Source organism: Streptomyces sp. NPDC008125 (assembly GCF_042957125.1).
Classification (GTDB): Bacteria; Actinomycetota; Actinomycetes; order Streptomycetales; family Streptomycetaceae; genus Streptomyces.
Window position 1 is genome coordinate 18,882 of the sequence record NZ_JBIBHR010000003.1, and the last position, 18,555, is coordinate 37,436.

Annotated in this window: 18 protein-coding genes; 4 read left to right on the plus strand and 14 right to left on the minus strand. The window is 71.7% G+C overall.

What is annotated here, in order from left to right:
• Nucleotides 1-126: 126 nt before the first annotated feature.
• Entirely contained in the window at nt 127-1,854 is a 1,728-nt protein-coding gene (locus tag ACFZAX_RS05285; protein ID WP_390959300.1) for an FAD-binding protein, read from the minus strand.
• A 71-nt stretch (nt 1,855-1,925) separates the two neighbouring features.
• Nucleotides 1,926-2,117: a hypothetical protein gene (locus ACFZAX_RS05290; protein WP_390960058.1), complete on the minus strand. Its 192-nt coding sequence runs from the start codon at nt 2,115-2,117 to the stop codon at nt 1,926-1,928.
• A 195-nt stretch (nt 2,118-2,312) separates the two neighbouring features.
• Between ACFZAX_RS05290 and ACFZAX_RS05295 the strand changes: the two genes are divergently transcribed.
• Nucleotides 2,313-3,155: a hypothetical protein gene (locus tag ACFZAX_RS05295; protein ID WP_390959302.1), complete on the plus strand. Its 843-nt coding sequence runs from the start codon at nt 2,313-2,315 to the stop codon at nt 3,153-3,155.
• A 483-nt stretch (nt 3,156-3,638) separates the two neighbouring features.
• Entirely contained in the window at nt 3,639-3,845 is a 207-nt protein-coding gene (locus tag ACFZAX_RS05300) for a hypothetical protein (protein ID WP_390959304.1), read from the plus strand.
• Between the two features lie 74 nt (nt 3,846-3,919).
• Here the strand turns inward: ACFZAX_RS05300 and ACFZAX_RS05305 are convergent, their stop codons facing one another.
• The gene (locus ACFZAX_RS05305; protein WP_390959306.1) at nt 3,920-4,306 is read right to left on the minus strand and encodes a metal-sensing transcriptional repressor; all 387 of its coding nucleotides are present in this window, start codon (nt 4,304-4,306) and stop codon (nt 3,920-3,922) included.
• A gap of 276 nt (nt 4,307-4,582) precedes the next feature.
• Between ACFZAX_RS05305 and ACFZAX_RS05310 the strand changes: the two genes are divergently transcribed.
• Nucleotides 4,583-5,203, plus strand: coding sequence for a DUF47 domain-containing protein (locus ACFZAX_RS05310; protein ID WP_266706158.1), 621 nt, complete (start codon nt 4,583-4,585; stop codon nt 5,201-5,203).
• Between the two features lie 5 nt (nt 5,204-5,208).
• Nucleotides 5,209-6,207 (plus strand): inorganic phosphate transporter, encoded by a 999-nt coding sequence (locus ACFZAX_RS05315; RefSeq protein ID WP_390959309.1) that lies wholly within the window; start codon nt 5,209-5,211, stop codon nt 6,205-6,207.
• 165 nt (nt 6,208-6,372) lie between these two features.
• Here the strand turns inward: ACFZAX_RS05315 and pstB are convergent, their stop codons facing one another.
• From pstB to mshD, 11 genes are all read right to left on the minus strand, one after another.
• Nucleotides 6,373-7,149: a phosphate ABC transporter ATP-binding protein PstB gene (gene pstB / locus ACFZAX_RS05320; protein WP_390959311.1), complete on the minus strand. Its 777-nt coding sequence runs from the start codon at nt 7,147-7,149 to the stop codon at nt 6,373-6,375.
• A 29-nt stretch (nt 7,150-7,178) separates the two neighbouring features.
• Entirely contained in the window at nt 7,179-8,249 is a 1,071-nt protein-coding gene (gene pstA / locus ACFZAX_RS05325; RefSeq protein WP_390959314.1) for a phosphate ABC transporter permease PstA, read from the minus strand.
• On the minus strand, nt 8,246-9,241 hold the full coding sequence (gene pstC / locus ACFZAX_RS05330) for a phosphate ABC transporter permease subunit PstC (protein ID WP_390959316.1): 996 nt from the start codon (nt 9,239-9,241) through the stop codon (nt 8,246-8,248). Before pstC ends, pstA begins: the two co-directional genes overlap by 4 nt.
• 209 nt (nt 9,242-9,450) lie before the next feature.
• Nucleotides 9,451-10,593, minus strand: a complete 1,143-nt coding sequence (gene pstS / locus ACFZAX_RS05335) for a phosphate ABC transporter substrate-binding protein PstS (RefSeq protein WP_390959319.1) — start codon at nt 10,591-10,593, stop codon at nt 9,451-9,453.
• Between the two features lie 374 nt (nt 10,594-10,967).
• The gene (locus ACFZAX_RS05340; RefSeq protein ID WP_390959321.1) at nt 10,968-11,384 is read right to left on the minus strand and encodes an NUDIX domain-containing protein; all 417 of its coding nucleotides are present in this window, start codon (nt 11,382-11,384) and stop codon (nt 10,968-10,970) included.
• Nucleotides 11,381-12,412 carry a CHAD domain-containing protein gene (locus ACFZAX_RS05345; RefSeq protein ID WP_390959323.1) on the minus strand — a complete coding sequence of 344 codons (1,032 nt, stop codon included), beginning with the start codon at nt 12,410-12,412 and terminating at the stop codon, nt 11,381-11,383. Before ACFZAX_RS05345 ends, ACFZAX_RS05340 begins: the two co-directional genes overlap by 4 nt.
• Nucleotides 12,399-14,660, minus strand: a complete 2,262-nt coding sequence (locus ACFZAX_RS05350) for an RNA degradosome polyphosphate kinase (protein WP_390959325.1) — start codon at nt 14,658-14,660, stop codon at nt 12,399-12,401. The genes ACFZAX_RS05345 and ACFZAX_RS05350 overlap by 14 nt, the downstream gene beginning before the upstream one ends.
• A 358-nt stretch (nt 14,661-15,018) precedes the next feature.
• Complete coding sequence (locus ACFZAX_RS05355) at nt 15,019-16,035, minus strand: hypothetical protein (protein ID WP_390959327.1); 1,017 nt, start codon at nt 16,033-16,035, stop codon at nt 15,019-15,021.
• Entirely contained in the window at nt 16,032-16,949 is a 918-nt protein-coding gene (locus ACFZAX_RS05360; RefSeq protein ID WP_390959329.1) for an ATP-binding cassette domain-containing protein, read from the minus strand. The genes ACFZAX_RS05355 and ACFZAX_RS05360 overlap by 4 nt, the downstream gene beginning before the upstream one ends.
• On the minus strand, nt 16,946-17,395 hold the full coding sequence (locus ACFZAX_RS05365; protein ID WP_390959331.1) for a GntR family transcriptional regulator: 450 nt from the start codon (nt 17,393-17,395) through the stop codon (nt 16,946-16,948). Before ACFZAX_RS05365 ends, ACFZAX_RS05360 begins: the two co-directional genes overlap by 4 nt.
• Nucleotides 17,396-17,549: 154 nt before the next feature.
• Entirely contained in the window at nt 17,550-18,473 is a 924-nt protein-coding gene (mshD, locus tag ACFZAX_RS05370) for a mycothiol synthase (protein ID WP_390959333.1), read from the minus strand.
• Between the last annotated feature and the right edge of the window lie 82 nt (nt 18,474-18,555).

Consider the following 18,555-nt stretch of genomic DNA (forward strand, 5'->3'; position numbering starts at 1 on the left):
GCACCCCTCAGGTGCGTTGCGGCGCAGCGGAGAAGCAGGACACACATCAGAGGCAGGGCGTCGGTTCCCCGGTGGGGGACGGCGCCCTGTTCCGTACGGGAAACCCGGGCTGACGGAGCGGCGGGTTCATGGTGTCCGCGGTCCGGCGAAGAGCCCTTCGGGGTCGTACCGGTCACGGATCTGTTCGAGCCGGCCGGCCGAGGAGCCGAAGTAGGCGCGGCGCCAGTCGGTGAGTGTGGGGTCGGTGTAGTTCTGGTACGCCTCCCCGGACGCGTGCGGGCCCATCGCGGCGTGGATGTCTTTCAGCCACCCCTGCGCTCCGGTCGCCGAGGCCCCGGAGTCCGGGCTCCAGGCGGCGATGTACTGGGCGAGCATCCGGGAGTCGCGGTGCACGAAGGCGGTCGCGTCCCGGGCGACCCGGTTGATCGCCCCGCCGAGGGCCGTGAGGATGACCGACCCCTTGCCGCCCTCGCCGACGGACCGGCGGCCGAACGCCTCGACGCCCCCGGTGAGGGCGCGCAGCCCCCCGGGCGGCAGCGAGCGGGTGAAGAAGTCGGAGGCCGCCGCGTACGTCTCGCGCCCGAGGGCTCCCCGGGCGGTGCGCCCCGGGGTCGTACCGGGCAGGTGGCACTGGTCGGCGCTGAGGCCCGCGCAGCCGGCGTAGGCCAGCATCGCCTCCTCGTAGCCGCGTCGGCGCAGGGAGACGGTGGAGGCGGAGGATCCGGCGCGGTCGGCGAGCCGGTCCACCGCGTTCTGGAGGTCGCCGTAGGTGCCGAGGCTGAACGCCGCGAGCGTCACGGTCGGGTCGGCGCCGTCCGCGCCCGCCTCGAAGTGGAGGGAGGACCAGATCTCGTCCGGCTGGTCGGGCCCCCACTCCTGCCAGGCGGCGAGCACCGCACCGGCCCGGGACCAGGGCCAGCCGAGGGTGCAGACGACGGTCTGCGGGGCGGGGGAGGTACGGAATCGGAGGCGGGTGACGACGCCGAGGGTGCCGTTGCCCCCGCCGCGCAGCGCCCAGAAGAGGTCCTGGTTCCGGCCGGCGTCGGCGGTCAGGGTCCGGCCGTCGGCGGTGACCAGGGTGGCGGAGGTGAGGTTGTCGCAGGTCAGGCCGTACGCACGGGAGGCCACGCCGTGGCCGCCGCCGAGGGTGAGGCCGGATATGCCGACCGTGGCGCAGGAGCCGCCCGGGACGGTCAGGCCGTGGGCGCCGAGCCCCCGGTAGACGTCGCCGAGCCGGGCGCCCGCGCCGATGGTGCCGTCCCGGTCGACGCCGGAGAGGGCCGAGACGTCGACGACCAGGCGCCCGGTGCCGCCGGAGAGGCCCGCGTAGGAGTGGCCGCCGCTGCGGATCGCCACGGGGGTCCCGGTCGTACGGGCGAAGGCGAGGCACGCGCGTATGTCGTCCTCGTGCCGGACGTAGGCGACGGCCGCGGGCCGTTGGGTGTCGAAGCGGGTGTTGTAGAGCCGGCGTGCGGTGTCGTACGCGGAGTCCTCGGGCCGTACGAGGGTGCCGTCGAGCCCGCGGCCGAGCGCGGGCCAGTCCGCCGGGGCTCCGCCGGCCGCCGCGGTGGGGGTCCTCGTCGGAGCGGGCGAGCCGGTGGTGGGGCGGGGGACACCGGAGCGGCCGGTCTCCGTCGCGTCCGCGCCCGGTGCGCCGGCGCCCGGGGCGGAGCAGGACGCGGCCACGGAGGTGAGCGCGGCGAGCGCCCCGGCGGCCAGCACGGTGCGGCGGGCGGCCGGCACGGCGGCCGGCACGGTGCGGCGGGCGGGCGGCGGGGGCGTGGCCGGAACGGGTAGGGGGCTCGGGCGCCGGAGCGCGAAGGCCACCCGGCCGGGGAGGTGCGGCTGTTTCATGGGGGCCTCCGGGGCCGTTGCGGTGGGGAAGGGCCGGACACGGGGCGCCGGTCGGCACCGCACCCGTTCGGTCAGGATTCTGTCCGGTGGCGTTCGGCGTCGGTACGGGCCAGGTCGCGCGAGCGGCGGGCCGGTCCCGACCAGCCACAGGTGCAGCGGGCGAAGCAGAACGAGCCGCGTTCGGTGGTGGTCGTCGCATGGTCCTGAGCTGCGGCGACGGGCTCGGCAGGGGTGACGGTGCCGGACGGCGGGGCCGCGCGCACCGGGGTGCGCCGGGCGGGGAGAAAAGCTTCCTGATGCACGCGTCCACGGTACTGGCGGGGCGGTCCGGGCGGGAGGGGTCACCGCGGGCCCGCCGCCGATCGGGGTGACCCGGCGTGACGGGGGACGGCGGCCGTCGTTAGGCGGGACGGGCGAGGGCCCGGTTCCGGCGTGACGTCGTTGGGGGTTGGCAGGCGATGGTGGTGCGGCAGCACAGGTGCGAAGGCGCGGCACTGGCTGTCCGCGCGCTGGCCGCGGCGGCGGTGCTCGCGGTGCTGGCCGGCTGTTCCGCCGGGGGGAGCGGGGCGGTAGCGGGCGCTCCGGCGGACGAACCGCCCGCGCAGGTGCTCGACCGGGCGGCGGACGTGCTCGCCGCGTCCGGAGGGGCGGAGACCAACACCTCGATGGAGACCTCGGCCGGTGGCACCCGGGTGACCATCCGCGGTCAGGGGGCGTACGACTTCCGCAGGCAGCTCGGCCGTATCAGGGTGGTGCTGCCGAAGGACGCCGCCGGGTCGGTCGAGCACCGGCCGATCACCGAGCTGCTGACGCCCGGCGCGCTTTACATGAAGAACCGGGGCGCAGGGGTCCCGGAGGGCAAGTGGGTGCGGATCGACACCACGGTGCTGGCGGACGGCAACCTCGTCACCGGCGGGGTCACCGACCCGATGGCCGCCGCCGAGCTGCTGCGCGAGGCCCGGGGCGTGACGTACGTCGGGCGGACCGAACTGGCGGGCATCGGGGTCCGCCACTACCGGGGAACGGCGGACATCGGCAGCGCGGCGGGGGCCGCCTCGCCCCTGTCGCGGGCGGCGCTGAGCGCCGCGGCGGTCGGGTTCCGCACGCACGCGGTGCCCTTCGACGCCTACCTGGACGACGAGGGCCGGCTGCGGAAGGTCCGCCACCGCTTCACCTTCGCCGCCGAGGGCCCGGCGGTGACGGTGGTCTCGACGATGCTGCTGTACGGGTTCGGAACGCCGGTGACCGTGGAGTTGCCGGACGGGGCGGACCTCTACACGGGCGAGATCCGGCAGAGCTGAGGCGGTGGCGGTGGTGACGGCGGCAGGGTCGGCGGCAGGGGTCGCGGCAGCCGCGGCCGTGCCGACGGGCCGGCGTCCGGGTCGGCGCTGCGGTCGAGAGGGGTGGCTGGATTTCGACGTTCGTACGGCCGCGTGCGGGACGGCCGACCGTGCGGTTGGCCGGGCGTACGGGCGTTCGGCGGGGGAGAGCAGTCCTCTTGGGAGGGGCCGAAATGGCCCGTCCGTGTCATGCGCGCGGCGCTTGCCGTTCCCTACGCTTGGAGTCCGTGCGCCGGAGGACTCTCCCGTGATCCGTGGTGGATCGGAGTGCGGCGTCGGACAGGGTGCATCGCGAGGCGGAGGGGCGTTCGCATCCGGGATGTATGCGGACGTTCCGGCAACGCGGCCGGGACCGGTCCGTGCAAAGGACCCTGGGCGCCGTGGCCGCGCTCGATCCAGGGATCACGGGACAGCCCCGAGGGCCGGCGACGGTAGAGAGAAGAGGTGACGCAGGTGGTGACGCTCAGCGCTCCGGGCGCACAGGAGTACGTGGCCCTCGCCGAGATCGAGCTCTGCGGCGAGCTGATGATCGCCGCATCCTCCAGCCCGGAGGACCGGCTCAGTCCGGACCGTATCGACGAGGTGCTCAACGCGGGCGAGGCCGCCGGTCCGGCCGGCGCCATCCCCCTCCAGTCCGAACGAAGGTCCTGACCCGACCGGGACCGTGTGGCACGTGTCACGTGTGCGGCGAGGTGCCGCGGAGGTCGGGTCCTGGCGCATGGCCGTCAGGTACGGAGCAGGCGGGCGATGGCCTTGGTGGCCTCGTCGACCTTCGCGTCGATCTCGTCCCCGCCCTTGACGGCGGCGTCGGCGACGCAGTGGCGGAGGTGTTCCTCCAGCAGCTGGAGCGCGAAGGACTGCAGCGCCTTGGTGGACGCCGAGACCTGGGTGAGTATGTCGATGCAGTAGGTGTCCTCGTCCACCATCCGCTGGAGGCCGCGGATCTGGCCCTCGATCCGGCGCAGGCGCTTGAGGTGCTCGTCCTTCTGGTGGTGGTAGCCGTGGATGCCCCGGTCGTGGTCGGTGACGGCGCCGGCCGGACGCGCGGGCGAGGTCCCGGCGGATTCCGGGGGCGTGGGTCCGGTCTGGTCGGCGGCCTCGGTGGTGGTCATGGGTCCTCCCGTTGTGTCGTACCCGGACATGTCCGCGGCCGGGTCGGCGGCCGTACCCACTCCGAGGGCCGGGTCGCCGGTATACAGCCCCGGGGTCTCTTCCCGGGGCTGTATACCCCGGGAGGGTATATGGTAACGAATCGAGCCGAAACGTGACCGGGGGGCCGTGCTGATCACGCTGGTGGATGGGCGACACTGAAGAATGCCGGTTAGCCGTGGCCGGATGATGCGCCTAGCATCAGCCTGACCGAACCCAAAGCATCCCGAGGACCCCACGTGCGCTTTCGTCTGACCCCCAGGGAGACGAGCTTCTACGACATGTTTTCCGCATCAGCGGACAACATCGTCACGGGCTCGAAACTCCTGATGGAACTGCTCGGAGCGGATTCTTCCTCCCGGGCCGAGATCGCGGAGCGCATGCGGGCGGCCGAGCACGCGGGGGACGACGCCACCCACGCGATCTTCCACCAGCTGAACTCCTCCTTCATCACGCCGTTCGACCGCGAGGACATCTACAACCTCGCGTCGTCGCTCGACGACATCATGGACTTCATGGAGGAGGCCGTCGACCTGGTCGTTCTGTACCAGGTGGAGGAGCTCCCGAAGGGTGTCGAGCAGCAGATCGAGGTGCTGGCCAGGGCGGCGGAGCTGACCGCCGAGGCCATGCCGGGGCTGCGGACCATGGACAACCTCACCGAGTACTGGATCGAGGTCAACCGCCTGGAGAACCAGGCGGACCAGATCCACCGCAAGCTGCTCGCCCACCTCTTCAACGGCAAGTACGACGCCATCGAGGTGCTCAAGCTGAAGCAGATCGTGGACGTGCTGGAAGAGGCGGCCGACGCGTTCGAGCACGTCGCCAACACCGTGGAGACCATCGCGGTCAAGGAGTCCTGACTTCAGTGGACACCTTTGCGCTGATCGTGACCGTCGGTGTCGCGCTCGGCTTCACGTATACGAACGGCTTCCACGACTCCGCGAACGCCATCGCCACCTCGGTCTCCACCCGGGCGCTGACCCCGCGGGCGGCTCTGGCGATGGCCGCGGTGATGAACCTGGCCGGTGCGTTCCTCGGACAGGGCGTCGCCAAGACGGTCAGTGAGGGGCTCATCGCGACGCCCGAGGGGTCGAAGGGGATGGGCATCCTCTTCGCGGCGCTGGTCGGCGCGGTCGTCTGGAACCTCGTGACCTGGTACTTCGGCCTGCCGTCCTCTTCCTCGCACGCCCTGTTCGGCGGCATGGTCGGGGCGGCGCTGGCCGGCGGGACGCTGGTGCACTGGGACGGGGTGCTGGAGAAGATCGTCATTCCGATGTTCCTCTCCCCGGTCATCGGCCTGGTCGTCGGCTATCTCTTCATGGTCGCGATCATGTGGATGTTCCGGAAGTCCAACCCGCACAAGGCCAAGCGTGGTTTCCGGATCGCGCAGACGGTCTCGGCGGCAGCCATGGCGCTGGGCCACGGTCTCCAGGACGCCCAGAAGACGATGGGTATCGTCGTGATGGCCCTGGTCATCGCCGATGTCGAGGGCCCGAACGACGAGATCCCGGTCTGGGTCAAGATCGTCTGTGCGCTGATGCTCTCGCTCGGTACGTACGCGGGTGGTTGGCGCATCATGCGGACGCTCGGCCGGAAGATCATCGAGCTGGACCCGCCGCAGGGTTTCGCGGCGGAGATGACCGGCGCGTCCATCATGTTCGGTTCGTCGTTCCTCTTCCACGCCCCGATCTCCACCACGCACGTCATCACCTCCGCGATCATGGGTGTCGGCGCGACCAAGCGGGTCAACGCGGTCCGGTGGGGCGTCGCCAAGAACATCATCCTTGGCTGGTTCATCACCATGCCGGCGGCGGGGCTCGTCGCCGCGGGGAGCTACGGCATCGTGTATCTGCTCTTCGGCTGAGGCACGGACCGCCTGACAGAGTGTGGATGTGGGGCCGCCCCCGTTCTCTTCGCGGAGAACGGGGGCGGCCCCTTTCCGGCCTTGCGGTGGCACCGCCATGCAGCACCGCGAGGCTGTTCGGGGGCGCCGCCCGAGGTGTCCGGGGCGGCGGCGGGGCGGACCGGTTTATCCGAAGCGGCCCGAGATGTAGTCCTCGGTGGCCTGGACCGACGGGTTGGCGAAGATCCGCTCCGTCTCGTCTATCTCGATGAGACGGCCCGGCTTGCCGACCGCGGCGAGGTTGAAGAAGGCCGTGCGGTCGGAGACGCGCGCCGCCTGCTGCATGTTGTGCGTCACGATGACGATCGTGAAGCGTTCCTTCAGCTCGCTGATCAGGTCCTCGACCGCGAGGGTCGAGATCGGGTCGAGCGCGGAGCAGGGCTCGTCCATCAGGAGGACCTCGGGCTCGACCGCGATGGCGCGGGCGATGCAGAGCCGCTGCTGCTGGCCGCCGGAGAGGCCGGAGCCCGGCTTGTTCAGGCGGTCCTTGACCTCATTCCAGAGGTTGGCGCCCTGGAGCGACTTCTCGACGACGTCGCTCAGCTCGCCCTTGCGGTACTTGCCGTTCAGCTTCAGGCCTGCCGCCACGTTGTCGAAGATCGACATGGTCGGGAAGGGGTTGGGGCGCTGGAAGACCATGCCGACCGTGCGGCGTACGGAGACCGGGTCGACGTTCGACCCGTACAGGTTCTCGTCGTCGAGCAGCACCTTGCCCTCGACGCGGCCGCCGGGGGTGACCTCGTGCATCCGGTTCAGGGTGCGCAGGAAGGTGGACTTGCCGCAGCCGGAGGGGCCGATGAAGGCCGTCACCGAGCGGGGTTCCACGGTCATCGAGATGTCCTCGATGGCCTTGTGGGTGCCGTAGTAGGCGGTGAGGCCGCTGACGTCGATGCGCTTCGCCATCTGAATCACTGCTTCTTTCGTGGCCGCGGTCAGCGGCTGGTCTTCGGGGCCTTCCAGCGGGCGATGCCGCGGGCCACCAGGTTGAGGATCATGACGAAGGCGATCAGCACCAGTGCCGCACCCCAGGCGCGGTCGTACGAGGCCTCGGAACCGACCTTGTACTGCTCCCAGATGTAGTAGGGGAGCGAGGACTGCGGGTCGCTGAAGGGGTTGGTGTTGATCAGCTGGCTGCCGAAGACGAGCAGGATGATCGGCGCGGTCTCACCGGCGACGCGGGCGATGGCGAGCATGACACCCGTGGCGATGCCGCCGATCGCGGTCGGCAGGACCACCTTCAGGATGGTGCGCCACTTCGGGATGCCGAGAGCGAACGACGCCTCGCGCAGCTCGTTCGGGACGAGCTTGAGCATCTCCTCGGTGGACCGGACCACGACCGGGATCATCAGGATCGACAGGGCGAGCGAGCCCATGAGGCCGGAGGGCCCCAGGTCGGCCATGAGCATGATCGAGAGGATGAAGAGGCCGGCGACGATGGAGGGGATGCCGGTCATCACGTCGACGAAGAAGGTGACGGCCTTGGCGAGGGCGCCCTTGCCGTACTCGACCAGGTAGACGGCGGTCAGCAGGCCGACCGGCGCGGAGATGACGGTGGCGATGCCGACCTGCTCCAGGGTGCCGATCAGCGCGTGGTAGACGCCGCCGCCGGGCTCGGTGGAGAGCACACCGGCCATCGAGTGGGTGAGGAAGTAGCCGTCGAGGACCTTCGCGCCCCGGCTCACCGTCGTCCAGACCAGGGAGGCGAGCGGGATGATCGCGAGGATGAAGCAGACCCAGACGACGCTGGTCGCGAGGCGGTCCTTCGCCTGGCGCTGGTTCTCGACCGCGGTGGTGGTCACGTAGGAGATCGCCAGGAAGAGCAGTGCGGCGATCAGGCCCCACTGGATCCTGCTGTCCAGGCCGGCCGCGGCGCCGATGCCGACTCCGAGGGCGATCGCGGCGACGGCGAACCCGAGGGGGGCCCAGCGGGGGAGGGCGCGGCTGCTGAGGGCGCCTTCGGACGTGGTCCGGCGGTCCTGGACGCCGGTCGGTGCGTGGCTCATGCGTTGGCCCCCGAGTACTCCTTGCGGCGGGCGATGATGAGCCGGGCCGCGCCGTTGACCAGCAGGGTGAGCACGAAGAGCACGAGACCGGAGGCGATCAGGGCGTCACGCCCGAGCTGGGTGGCCTCGTCGAACTTCGCGGCGATGTTCTGGGCGAAGGTGCCGCCGCCGGGGTTGAGCAGGTGGAACGAGATGAGGAAGCTGGGCGAGAGGACGGTGGCGACGGCCATCGTCTCGCCGAGCGCGCGCCCCAGGCCGAGCATCGAGGCGGAGATGACGCCGGAGCGGCCGAAGGGCAGCACCGAGAGACGGATGACCTCCCAGCGGGTGGCGCCGAGGGCCAGGGCGGCTTCCTCGTTCATCCGCGGGACCTGGAGGAAGACCTCACGGCTGACGCTGGTCACGATGGGCAGGATCATGATCGCGAGCAGGATGCCGACGGTGAAGAGCGAGCGGGCGACGCCGACCTCGGTCTTCTCGAAGAGGTACGTCCAGCCGAAGAACTGGTCGAGCCAGAGGTTGAGGCCCTCCAGGTGCGGGACCAGGACGAGGGCGCCCCAGATGCCGTAGACGATCGAGGGGACCGCGGCGAGCAGGTCGACCACGTACGAGAGGGGGGCTGCCAGCTTGCGCGGCGCGTAGTGCGAGATGAAGAGGGCGATGCCGACGGCGACCGGGACCGCGATGACCATCGCGACGATCGAGCTGACGACGGTGCCGAAGAGAAGGACCGCGATGCCGAAGACCGGCGGGTCGCCCGCCGGGTTCCAGTCGAAGGTGGTGAGGAAGTTGCCCTCGTCCTTCGAGAGGGCGAGTACGGCGCGGTAGGTGAGGAACACGGCGATGGACGCCATGATCACCAGGAGCAGGATGCCCGAGCCCCGGGAGAGGCCCAGGAAGATCTTGTCGCCCGCGCGCCCGGTGGACTTCGCCGGGCGGGTCTGACGGGCCGGCGGTGCCGGTGGGATGTCTATCGGTGTGGTGGAGGCCATGGTCTTTCCGGTCTGTGTGGGGGAGCGGGGCTCCCCTGGCGGCGGTGCACCGGATCGGATTGCGCGGCGGCCGGTCGGTGGCCGAGGCCCTCGCGGGTCTGCTGCCGTACCGGCCGCCGGTGGTTCGTGTCCGTACGGCCCGGTCCGGGTGGGGCCGGGCCGTACGGGGTTCCGCCCTGAGGCGGCGGGTGGAGCGGGTGGAGCGGTGACTACGAGAGGGCGGCGATGGTCTCGCGGACCTTCGAGTTGATCTCGGTCGGGATCGGCGCGTAGCCGGCCTCGGTGAGGACCTTCTGGCCCGCGTCGGAGGCGGTGTAGGTCAGGAAGGACTTGACCGTCGGGAGGGTCTCGGCCTTGTTGCCGGTGTCGCAGACGACCTCGTACGTGACGAGGACGATCGGGTAGGCGCCCTCGGCCTTGGTGGTGTAGTCGAGGTCGAGCGCCAGGTCCTTGCCGGTGCCCTTGATCTTGGCGGCGGCGATGGCGGCGGAGGCGGTCTCCGGGGAGGCCTTGACCGGGGCGGAGGCACCGGTGTTGATGTCGACGGTGGAGATCGACTGCGAGGTGGCGTAGGAGAGCTCGAAGTAGCCGATCGAGCCGTCGACCTGCTTCACCTGCGCGGCGACACCGGCGGAGCCGGTCGCGGCCTGGCCACCGGGGGCCGGCCACTTCTTCTCGGGCTCGTACTTCCAGTTGTCCGCGGCGGTGGCGGCGAGGTACTTGCCGAGGTTCTGCGTGGTGCCGGAGTCCTCGGAGCGGTGGAAGGGCTGGATCGCCTTGTCGGGCAGCTTGACGCCCGGGTTGAGCTTGGCGATGGCCTCGTCGTTCCACTTCTTGATCTTCGTGTCGAAGATCTTCGCGAGGGTGGGGGCGTCCAGCGTCAGGCTGTCGACACCTTCGAGGTGGAAGCCGATCGCGATCGGGCCGCCGACCATCGGGAGGTTGATGCCCTGGCCGGTCTTGCAGATCTTCTTGGAGTCGGCGACCTCTTCCGGCTTCAGCGCGGAGTCGGAGCCGGCGAAGCCGACGGTGCCCTGGTTGAAGGCGATGATGCCTTCGCCGGAGGAGGAGGACTTGTAGTTGACCTCGACGCCCGAACAGGCGGCCATGTAGTTCTTCACCCAGAGGTCCACGGCGTTCTTCTGCGCGCTGGAACCGGAGGCCAGGAGCTGGCCGGTGGCACCGTCGCAGGAGATGTCCGAGGCGGCGGCGGAGGCGGACTGGCTGGTACCGCCGGTCGTGTCGCTGCCGGTGTTGTCGTCCGAACCGCACGCCGTGAGGACCAGGGCGCCGGAGACGGCGAGGGCACCGAGCGCGGTGGCACGAAGCCGGTTCTTGCGCTGAAGCTTCACTTTCGGGTGTTCCTTCCAGGAGCCGCCGTGGTCGATACGTTCTACGACGGCGTGCGATGAGGAATGGTGGGTTGGCCGAGCGCCTCGCACCGTGTAAGTCCGAAATTAGGCAGAACAGGTGAAGCGCCCTACGGGGGGGAGTGAACGGAAGGTGAACCGTGTCGGACGGTGCGGGGTCGCGGGCACGCCCGGCGCCCCGGTCGCGGTGCGGCCCGGGGTGAGCGAGGGAGTTCCGTGGTGACGCGCGCGGGAGCGGCCCCGGGCGGGGAGGCGTGTGCCGTGTTGACGCGCGGGAGGCGTCCCGGCGGGCCTTTGGTCACAGGTTTCCGGCCCGGCGGGCCTCCGGCCTGCGGGTTCGGCCCGCCGGACGCGCGTCAGGCGTCCGTCAGCGCGGCGACCGTCGCGTCGAGCGGCACCCGGTCGGCGGGGCGGGTCAGCCGGTCGCGGGCGGCGGCGGGGGTGAGCCAGGCGACGCGGTCCACCTCGTCGTTGGGTACGAAGGCTCCGCCGGTGGCGGGGGCCTCCCAGTAGAAGACCTCCTTGAGGTGCCCGTTCGCCTCGTACCGCAGCGTCGGCAGCGCGGTGCCGGGCTCGCAGTGGTGGCCGGTCTCCTCCAGCACCTCGCGCACCGCCGCGTCCCGTGCGCTCTCGCCGCGCTTCAGCTTTCCCTTGGGGTGCGACCAGTCGTCGTAGCGCGGCCGGTGCACGAGGCAGACCTCCAGGGCGCCGTCGTACGGGGAGCGGCGCCAGAGCACGCAGCCGGCGGCGAGCACCGGGCCGGGGGAGCTCATGGCGCCGGCACGGCCGCCGCGTACGGCCAGGTCTCGCGGAACACGCAGCGGGCGGCGTCGACCTCGTGGCGCTGGTCGGCGTGGAGCACGCCGAGGGCGTACGCGGTGGCGGGGGCGATGCGCGGGGTGAGGGCCGCCGCCGACGCGGCGGAGGCGGCCTCGGAGGCCTCCCGGTGCAGGTCGAGGGCGCGTTCCGGGCCCGTCAGGACCGGGTCGGGTGCGCCGGCCACGACTTCGTGGGCGTACCGGTGGAGGCGCAGCAGCAGCCGGATCTGGTGCCAGTGCGCGTCGTGCGCCTCGTTGTAGACGTCGGCGGCTTCTCCGGGCGGCAGGGCGGCGACGGCGCCGAGCAGTCTGCCGCGGGCGTGCTCGGAGGGGCCGAGGAGGGTTTCGGCGGCGGGGGCGCCGGCCGCGCCGGTCAGCGGGACCTCGGAGGCGAGCAGGGCGACGGAGTCGGCGACGGCGTGGAACCGGGAGGAGCCGAGCGCCTGGAGCGCGGCGGAGTGGGCGCGGGTGCGCGCCAGGGTGAGCTGGCGTTCCAGCAGGGCTCCGGCGCGGGCGGCGCCGACGTCCAGGGCCGCCCGGTCCGTGGTCGTAGCGCTGCCTGGGCCTGGGCCTGTGCCGCTGCCCGCCGCCTTGCCGGTGCCGGTGCGGGCGGCCGGGAGGTGGGCGCCGGAGAGCCGGTGGAGCGCTTCGAGGAGGCGCAGGAGCCGGGTGGAGCAGTCGTGCTCGCGGGCGAGGGTGCCGGAGAGCCAGGCCAGTTCGGTACGGAGCTGGTCGGCCCAGCCGGGGTCGAGGAGCCCCTTGAAGGTGTGCAGGGTTCCGCTGATGCGGCGGGCCGAGCGGCGCAGGGCGCGGGCGGCCTCCTCCGCGCCCCGGCTGCCGGAGTCGGTGGGGGCGCTCTGTTCGCGGTGCAGGCGCAGACTCCGGAGGAAGTCGGCGGCCTGGGCGCGGAGGTAGGGCGCGAGGACCGCCTCGGCGGAGAGTGCCGTGGCGGTACCGGGCGTCTGCTGGTCAGGGCGTCGCACGCCTGCGCCTCCGTGCGTCGATGAGCATTTCCTGGACGTGCCGCAGGGGCTGGCCGTCCGCGTCCGTGGCGTGGCGGGTCCATTCGCCGTCGGGACCCAGGTGCCACGAGGAGGTGGTGTCGGCCATGCCGGTCTCCAGGAGCCGGCTGAGTGCGGCGCGGTGGGCGGGGTCGGTGACCCGGACCAGGGCTTCGATCCGGCGGTCGAGGTTGCGGTGCATCATGTCGGCGCTGCCGAACCAGACCTCGGGTTCGCCTCCGTTGCCGAAGGAGAAGAGCCGGGAGTGTTCGAGGAAGCGGCCGAGTATCGAGCGGACCCGGATGTTCTCGGAGAGCCCGGGGACGCCGGGGCGGATCGCGCAGATGCCGCGTACCCAGATGTCCACGGGGACGCCGGCCTGCGAGGCCCGGTAGCAGGCGTCGATGATCGCTTCGTCGACCATGGAGTTGACCTTGAAGCGGACGTAGGCGGGGCGCCCGGCGCGGTGGTGGGCGATCTCCTTGTTGACGCGGGCGACGAGCCCGTCGCGGAGCGACTTGGGGGCGACCAGCAGCCGGCGGTAGGTCTCGCGGCGGGAGTAGCCGGAGAGCCGGTTGAAGAGGTCGGAGAGGTCCGCGCCGACCTGGGGGTCGGCGGTGAGCAGGCCGATGTCCTCGTAGAGCCGGGCCGTCTTGGGGTGGTAGTTGCCGGTGCCGACGTGGGAGTAGCGGCGCAGGGTGTCGCCCTCCTGGCGGACGACGAGCGACAGTTTGCAGTGGGTCTTCAGCCCGACGAGACCGTAGACGACGTGGCAGCCGGCCTCTTCCAGCTTGCGGGCCCATTTGATGTTGGCCTGTTCGTCGAAGCGGGCCTTGATCTCGACGAGGACGAGGACCTGCTTGCCGGATTCGGCGGCGTCGATCAGGGCGTCCACTATCGGGGAGTCGCCGGAGGTGCGGTAGAGCGTCTGCTTGATCGCCAGCACGTCCGGGTCGCCCGCCGCCTGTTCCAGGAACGCCTGGACGGAGGTGGAGAAGGAGTCGTACGGGTGGTGGAGCAGCACGTCGCGTTCGCGGAGGGCGGCGAAGACGTCGGGCGCGGACGCGGACTCGACCTCGGCGAGGTCGCGGTGGGTGCCGGCGATGAACTTGGGGTACTTCAGCTCCTGGCGGTCCAGCGACGCTATGCCGAAGAGCCCGGTGAGGTCGAGCGGGCCGGGCAGCGGGTAGACCTCGGCGTCGGTGACCTTCAGCTCGCGGACGAGCAGGTCGAGGACGTACGGGTCGATGGACTCCTCGACCTCCAGGCGGACCGGCGGGCCGAAGCGGCGCCGCATGAGCTCCTTCTCCAGGGCCTGGAGGAGGTTCTCGGCGTCGTCCTCCTCGACTTCGAGGTCCTCGTTGCGGGTGACCCGGAACATGTGGTGGGCGAGCACCTCCATGCCGGGGAAGAGCTCTTCGAGGTGGGCGGCGATGACGTCCTCGATGGGGACGTGGCGCTGCGGGGACGCCTCCAGGAACCGGGTGAGCAGCGGCGGCACCTTGACACGGGCGAAGTGGCGGTGGCCGCTGACCGGGTTGCGTACGACGACGGCGAGGTTGAGCGAGAGGCCGGAGATGTACGGGAAGGGATGCGCCGGGTCCACCGCGAGCGGGGTCAGGACGGGGAAGACGCGCTGGCGGAAGAAGGTGAAGAGGCGGGCCTGCTCCTTCTCCGTCAGGTCGGGCCAGCGGATCAGCTGGATGCCCTCGTCGGAGAGGGCGGGGGCGATGTCCTGCTGGTAGCAGGCGGCGTGCCGGGCCATCAGCTCGCGGGAGCGGGTCCAGATCTGTTCCAGGACCTCGCGGGGCTGGAGTCCGGACGCGGAGCGGGTGGCGACGCCGGTCGCGATGCGGCGCTTGAGTCCGGCGACCCGGACCATGAAGAACTCGTCCAGGTTCGACGCGAAGATGGCGAGGAAGTTGGCCCGTTCGAGGAGGGGGGTCGCGGGGTCCTCGGCCAGTTCGAGGACGCGTTCGTTGAATGCGAGCCAACTGCGTTCCCGGTCGAGGAAGCGGTCCCCGGGGAGACTGCCGCCGTCGCGGCGCGGCTCGTAGGAGTCGGCGTCGGCGTCGAGGTCGGGGTCCAGGTCTGCGGCGGTGGAGAAGCTGCGGGTGCCCTTGGAGACCGCGGGCGGGCGATGAGCGGCGAGGGACCCCACCGACGGCTGGGCCGGAGGAGTCGACGAGGCGGGCTGGACCGGGACGTCGGCGCTGGGCTGCTGGCTCATGGACCCATTCTTCCCGCTGAATGGCCCCATGGGCGCGTCGGAGCGGGGAAAGATCGCGGAGGCTCCGGGAGGGCGTCGGGGCTTTCCGTTGCGGGAGGCGGGTACAGCTGGCTGCATTCCGTGAGCGTCGCAAGCGAGTCTGAATGGACGGTAACGGCGACATGACATGCAGGAAGCGGTGTGGACGCGGGGTGGTGCCCCGAGGGGGCGCTCACCTGGTCGTACGAGCCCCCCTGCGACTACGGGGGGCGGGTATCGCCCGCGTTGTCCGGTTACCGGAAGCGTGTACCACCGCGCCGTCCGGGCTCCCCCCTCGTGGAGCCCGGACGGCGCGGTGGTGTGCGGGGCGGGCGCCGGATCAGGCGTGCAGGCGGCGCAGCAGCCGGTAGGCGACGAACACGGCCAGGGCGGCTGCGGCGAGCAGGATGCCGCTCTCCACGAGCTGGAGCGGCCAGCGGTGTGACTCCGGGTGGTAGTCCACGTAACGGCCGGTGACGCCGAGCGCGTCGAGGCACGTGTCGCCGGAATCACCGGCGCCGGCGCAGGTGCCGAAGGGCAGACGCTCGCCTGTGCCGGTGAGGTAGCCGGAGTCGACCACCCACCGGTCCGGGTGGAAGTCGTCGATGCGGGACGACCCGTAGGTGGCCGTCACTGCCGGCCACAGGTGGATCCTCACCCGGCTGAAGCCGTACACCGCGATGCCCTGGATCACCGCCGCCACGGCCATGGACCGGAGGGTGCTCCTCAACAGCAGGCCGGCGAGGGTGCCGACGGCCAGGGCGAAGAGCGCGTAGGCGAGGGGCAGCACACCGCTCGTGGAGTGCAGCCCGTCGAAGTACCAGCCCTCTTCGTATTGCTCCGACCGTCCCGCGGCCCAGACCGTGACGGCCTTCAGTACGAGGGTGGCGGCGACGGCCGCCACTGTGGGCACGGCCAGTTTCGCGGTGAGCCAGCGGGCGGGCGATACGGACTGGGTCCACGCGAGGCGGTGGGTGCCGCTCTCCAGCTCGCGCCCGATGGCCGGGCCCGCCATGAAAACACCGTACGCGGCGGGCAGGAGGACGAGCAGCAGCTCGGCCCAGCTCCGGCCGGCGCGGAGGCGCAACTGGCTGTCCATGTAATCGCGTACGGACTGCGCGCAGGCGTGGGACGGGCTGTCGTCGCCCACCTGGCAGCCGGTGGAGGCGAAGAGGCCGGCGTCGTGGCCCACCCACAGGGCGACGGCCACCAGCCCCACGACGGCCAGCACGACGACGAGGATCAGCAGCTGGAAGGTGCGCCGGTGCTGGCGGACGACGGCGCGGGCGGGTCCGCGCAGACCGGCGGTGGCGGTGGCGCGGGTGGCCGCCGGGCGGGGCGGGGCGAGGGTGCTCATGAGGTGGTCACCGTCCGGGGGTCTTCGTGGTGGGTGCCGTGGTGGCCGGAGCCGGTGAGGGTCAGCGGCGGGGCGTCGGGGGACCGGAGGTGGGCGAGCAGCAGGTCCTCCAGGGAGGGGGCGGTCACCAGCCAGGCGTCCCGGTCCACCGGGCCCTCGGGGCGTACCAGCGCGGTGAGCTGGCGGCCCGTGGTGCGGGACTCGACGACGGTGTGCGGGGCGAGGTCGGCGGCCTGCCCGGTGAGGACGGCGTGCGCGGCGAGGATCTCCTCGGTGTCCCCGGCGAGCCGGACCCGGCCGCCGTCGACGAGCAGGAGGTGGTCGCAGGCGCCTTCCAGCTCGCTGAGGATGTGCGAGGACATGACGATGGTGGTGCCGTGGTCGGCGGCCTCCGCCATCAGCAGGCCCATCAGCCGGTGGCGTACGAGCGGGTCGAGGTCGGCCATCGGCTCGTCCAGCAACAGCAGTTCGGGCCGTTTGCCGAGGGCGAGCGCGAGGGCGAGCCGGGTGCGCGAGCCGCCGGAGAGGGTACGGACCCGGGCGGTGCGCGGCAGGTCCCCGGCGAACCGCTCGGCGGTCTCCGTGTCCCAGCTGCCGGGGTTGAGTTCCGCGCCCGTCAGCAGCGTCTCGGCCACGGTCAACTGGCCGTAGAGAGGCTTCTCCTGGGCCACGTACCCGATGCGGGCGCGGGCCTCGGCGGGCGAGGTGCCGAGCACCCGCAGGGTTCCCTCGGCGGACCGGAGAACCCCGGCGGCGAGGGCGAGCAGGGTGGACTTGCCGGCACCGTTGGGGCCGACGAGGGCGGATATCCGCCCGGTGGGCAGCCGGAAGGAGCAGTGGCGCAGGGGCCAGGTGTCCTTCCCGCGCCGGTACGTCGTGCCGAGGCCGTCGGCCTCGATCGCGGCGGTGGTCATGTGTTCGTTTCCCCCTCGAATGAGCCGGTCGGCTCGAATGCGCCGGTCAGCCCTGGCGTGCTGTCCAGGAGAGTGCCGAAGAGCGCGGTCATGTCGTCCCGTTCCAGTCCGGCGGTGCGCGCCCGGCCGATCCAGTCGGCGAGTTCGGCGCGGAGTGGTGTGTGGGCGTCATCGTGGGCCGCGCCGCCCAGGGTGCGGCGTACGAAGGTGCCGAGGCCGCGCCGGCCCTCGACCAGTCCTTCGCGTTCCAGCTCGCGGTAGGCCTTGAGCACCGTGTTCGGGTTGATCGCGGTGGCTTCGACGACCTCGCGGGCGGTGGGCAGTCGGTCGCCCGGCCGCAGGACTCCCAGGCGCAGCGCCTGCTTGGTCTGCTGGACGATCTGCAGATAGGTGGAGACGCCGCTGCGCCGGTCGATGCGGAACTCGACCGCTGCGGATTCTGGCATGCGGTCAACACCCTTTCACTAGTTGAGTAGTGAAAGGGTGGAACAAGGAAGGGGCGGCGTCAAGTGACGCCGCCCCTGCAGAAGTTGAGTTACGGATGGACCAATGTGGCTGTGGACCAGCAAAGGTGACGAATCGTCGGCCGGGAAAAAGGGCTTACGACTCCGTGCGGTACATCAGGTCGACCTCGTGGGTGGTGAAGCCCATCCGCTCGTACACCGTCACGGCCGCCACGTTGTCCGCGTCCACATAGAGCATCGCGTCGGGCAGTCCCTCGGCGGCGAGGTGGCGCAGGCCGATCGCGGTGAGCGCCTTACCGAGGCCGCCGCCCTGCGCGTCGGGCCGGATGCCGACCACGTACACCTCGCCGAGGTGCTCCTCGGCGTGCACCTTCGTCCAGTGGAAGCCGACGAGCTCGCCGTCGCGCTCGGCGAGGAAGAAGCCCTTCGGGTCGAACCAGGGCTCGGCCTTGCGGTCGTCGAGGTCCCGCTGGGTGAGTCCACCCTGTTCCGGGTGGTGGGCGAAGGCGGCGCTGTTCACGGCGAGCCACGCGGCGTCGTCCTGGCCCGGGACGAAGGTGCGGACGGTGACACCCTCCGGCAGCACCGGTTCCGCGATGTCGAGCGGGACCAGCGGGCGGCGGAGCTGGCGCAGCTCGCGGAAGAGGCTGAGCCCGAGGACCTGGGAGAGGTGGCGGGCGGCCGGGCCGCCGCCGTGCGCCCACATCCGCAGCCGCTTGCCGCTGGCGGCGAGGAGAGCGGCGCCCAGTGCCCGCCCGTGGCCGTGACCGCGCTGTTCGGGGAGGACGACGAGCTCGGCGGCGGGGGCCTCCACCGGGTCGGTGTCCTCCAGTTGCGCGTACCCGGCCAGGACGCCGCCACTGGTCAGCAGCAGGTGGCGTACGCCGGTGCGGTGGCCGCCCCGGAGGTAGAGCCGTCCCTGTTCGGAAACCGCCTGCCGGCCGTCGGTCCGGGCGGCCTCGGCGAGCAGGTCGAGTACGGCGTCGGCCTGGACGGGTGCGAGCACGTCCAGTGTCTGGATCTCGCGGCCGGGGGCGGGGAGGGGTACGTCAGTCGTCATGCTGTCGAGCGTACGGCGGACGGCCCGCGCGACGGCGGTACGGCCGCTTGGCGGGCCCGCACGGGAGGTGGCGGCCCGTCAG

Excerpts from the sequence above, each read along its gene's own strand:
- ACFZAX_RS05295 (WP_390959302.1), top strand. The coding sequence starts at position 2,313 with ATGGTGGTGCGGCAGCACAGGTGCGAAGGCGCGGCACTGGCTGTCCGC.
- ACFZAX_RS05350 (WP_390959325.1), bottom strand. The coding sequence starts at position 14,660 with ATGAGCCAGCAGCCCAGCGCCGACGTCCCGGTCCAGCCCGCCTCGTCG.
- ACFZAX_RS05355 (WP_390959327.1), bottom strand. The coding sequence starts at position 16,035 with ATGAGCACCCTCGCCCCGCCCCGCCCGGCGGCCACCCGCGCCACCGCC.
- ACFZAX_RS05305 (WP_390959306.1), bottom strand. The coding sequence starts at position 4,306 with ATGACCACCACCGAGGCCGCCGACCAGACCGGACCCACGCCCCCGGAA.
- ACFZAX_RS05285 (WP_390959300.1), bottom strand. The coding sequence starts at position 1,854 with ATGAAACAGCCGCACCTCCCCGGCCGGGTGGCCTTCGCGCTCCGGCGC.
- pstC (WP_390959316.1), bottom strand. The coding sequence starts at position 9,241 with ATGGCCTCCACCACACCGATAGACATCCCACCGGCACCGCCGGCCCGT.
- ACFZAX_RS05340 (WP_390959321.1), bottom strand. The coding sequence starts at position 11,384 with ATGAGCTCCCCCGGCCCGGTGCTCGCCGCCGGCTGCGTGCTCTGGCGC.
- ACFZAX_RS05365 (WP_390959331.1), bottom strand. The coding sequence starts at position 17,395 with ATGCCAGAATCCGCAGCGGTCGAGTTCCGCATCGACCGGCGCAGCGGC.
- ACFZAX_RS05360 (WP_390959329.1), bottom strand. The coding sequence starts at position 16,949 with ATGACCACCGCCGCGATCGAGGCCGACGGCCTCGGCACGACGTACCGG.
- pstB (WP_390959311.1), bottom strand. The coding sequence starts at position 7,149 with ATGGCGAAGCGCATCGACGTCAGCGGCCTCACCGCCTACTACGGCACC.
- pstA (WP_390959314.1), bottom strand. The coding sequence starts at position 8,249 with ATGAGCCACGCACCGACCGGCGTCCAGGACCGCCGGACCACGTCCGAA.
- mshD (WP_390959333.1), bottom strand. The coding sequence starts at position 18,473 with ATGACGACTGACGTACCCCTCCCCGCCCCCGGCCGCGAGATCCAGACA.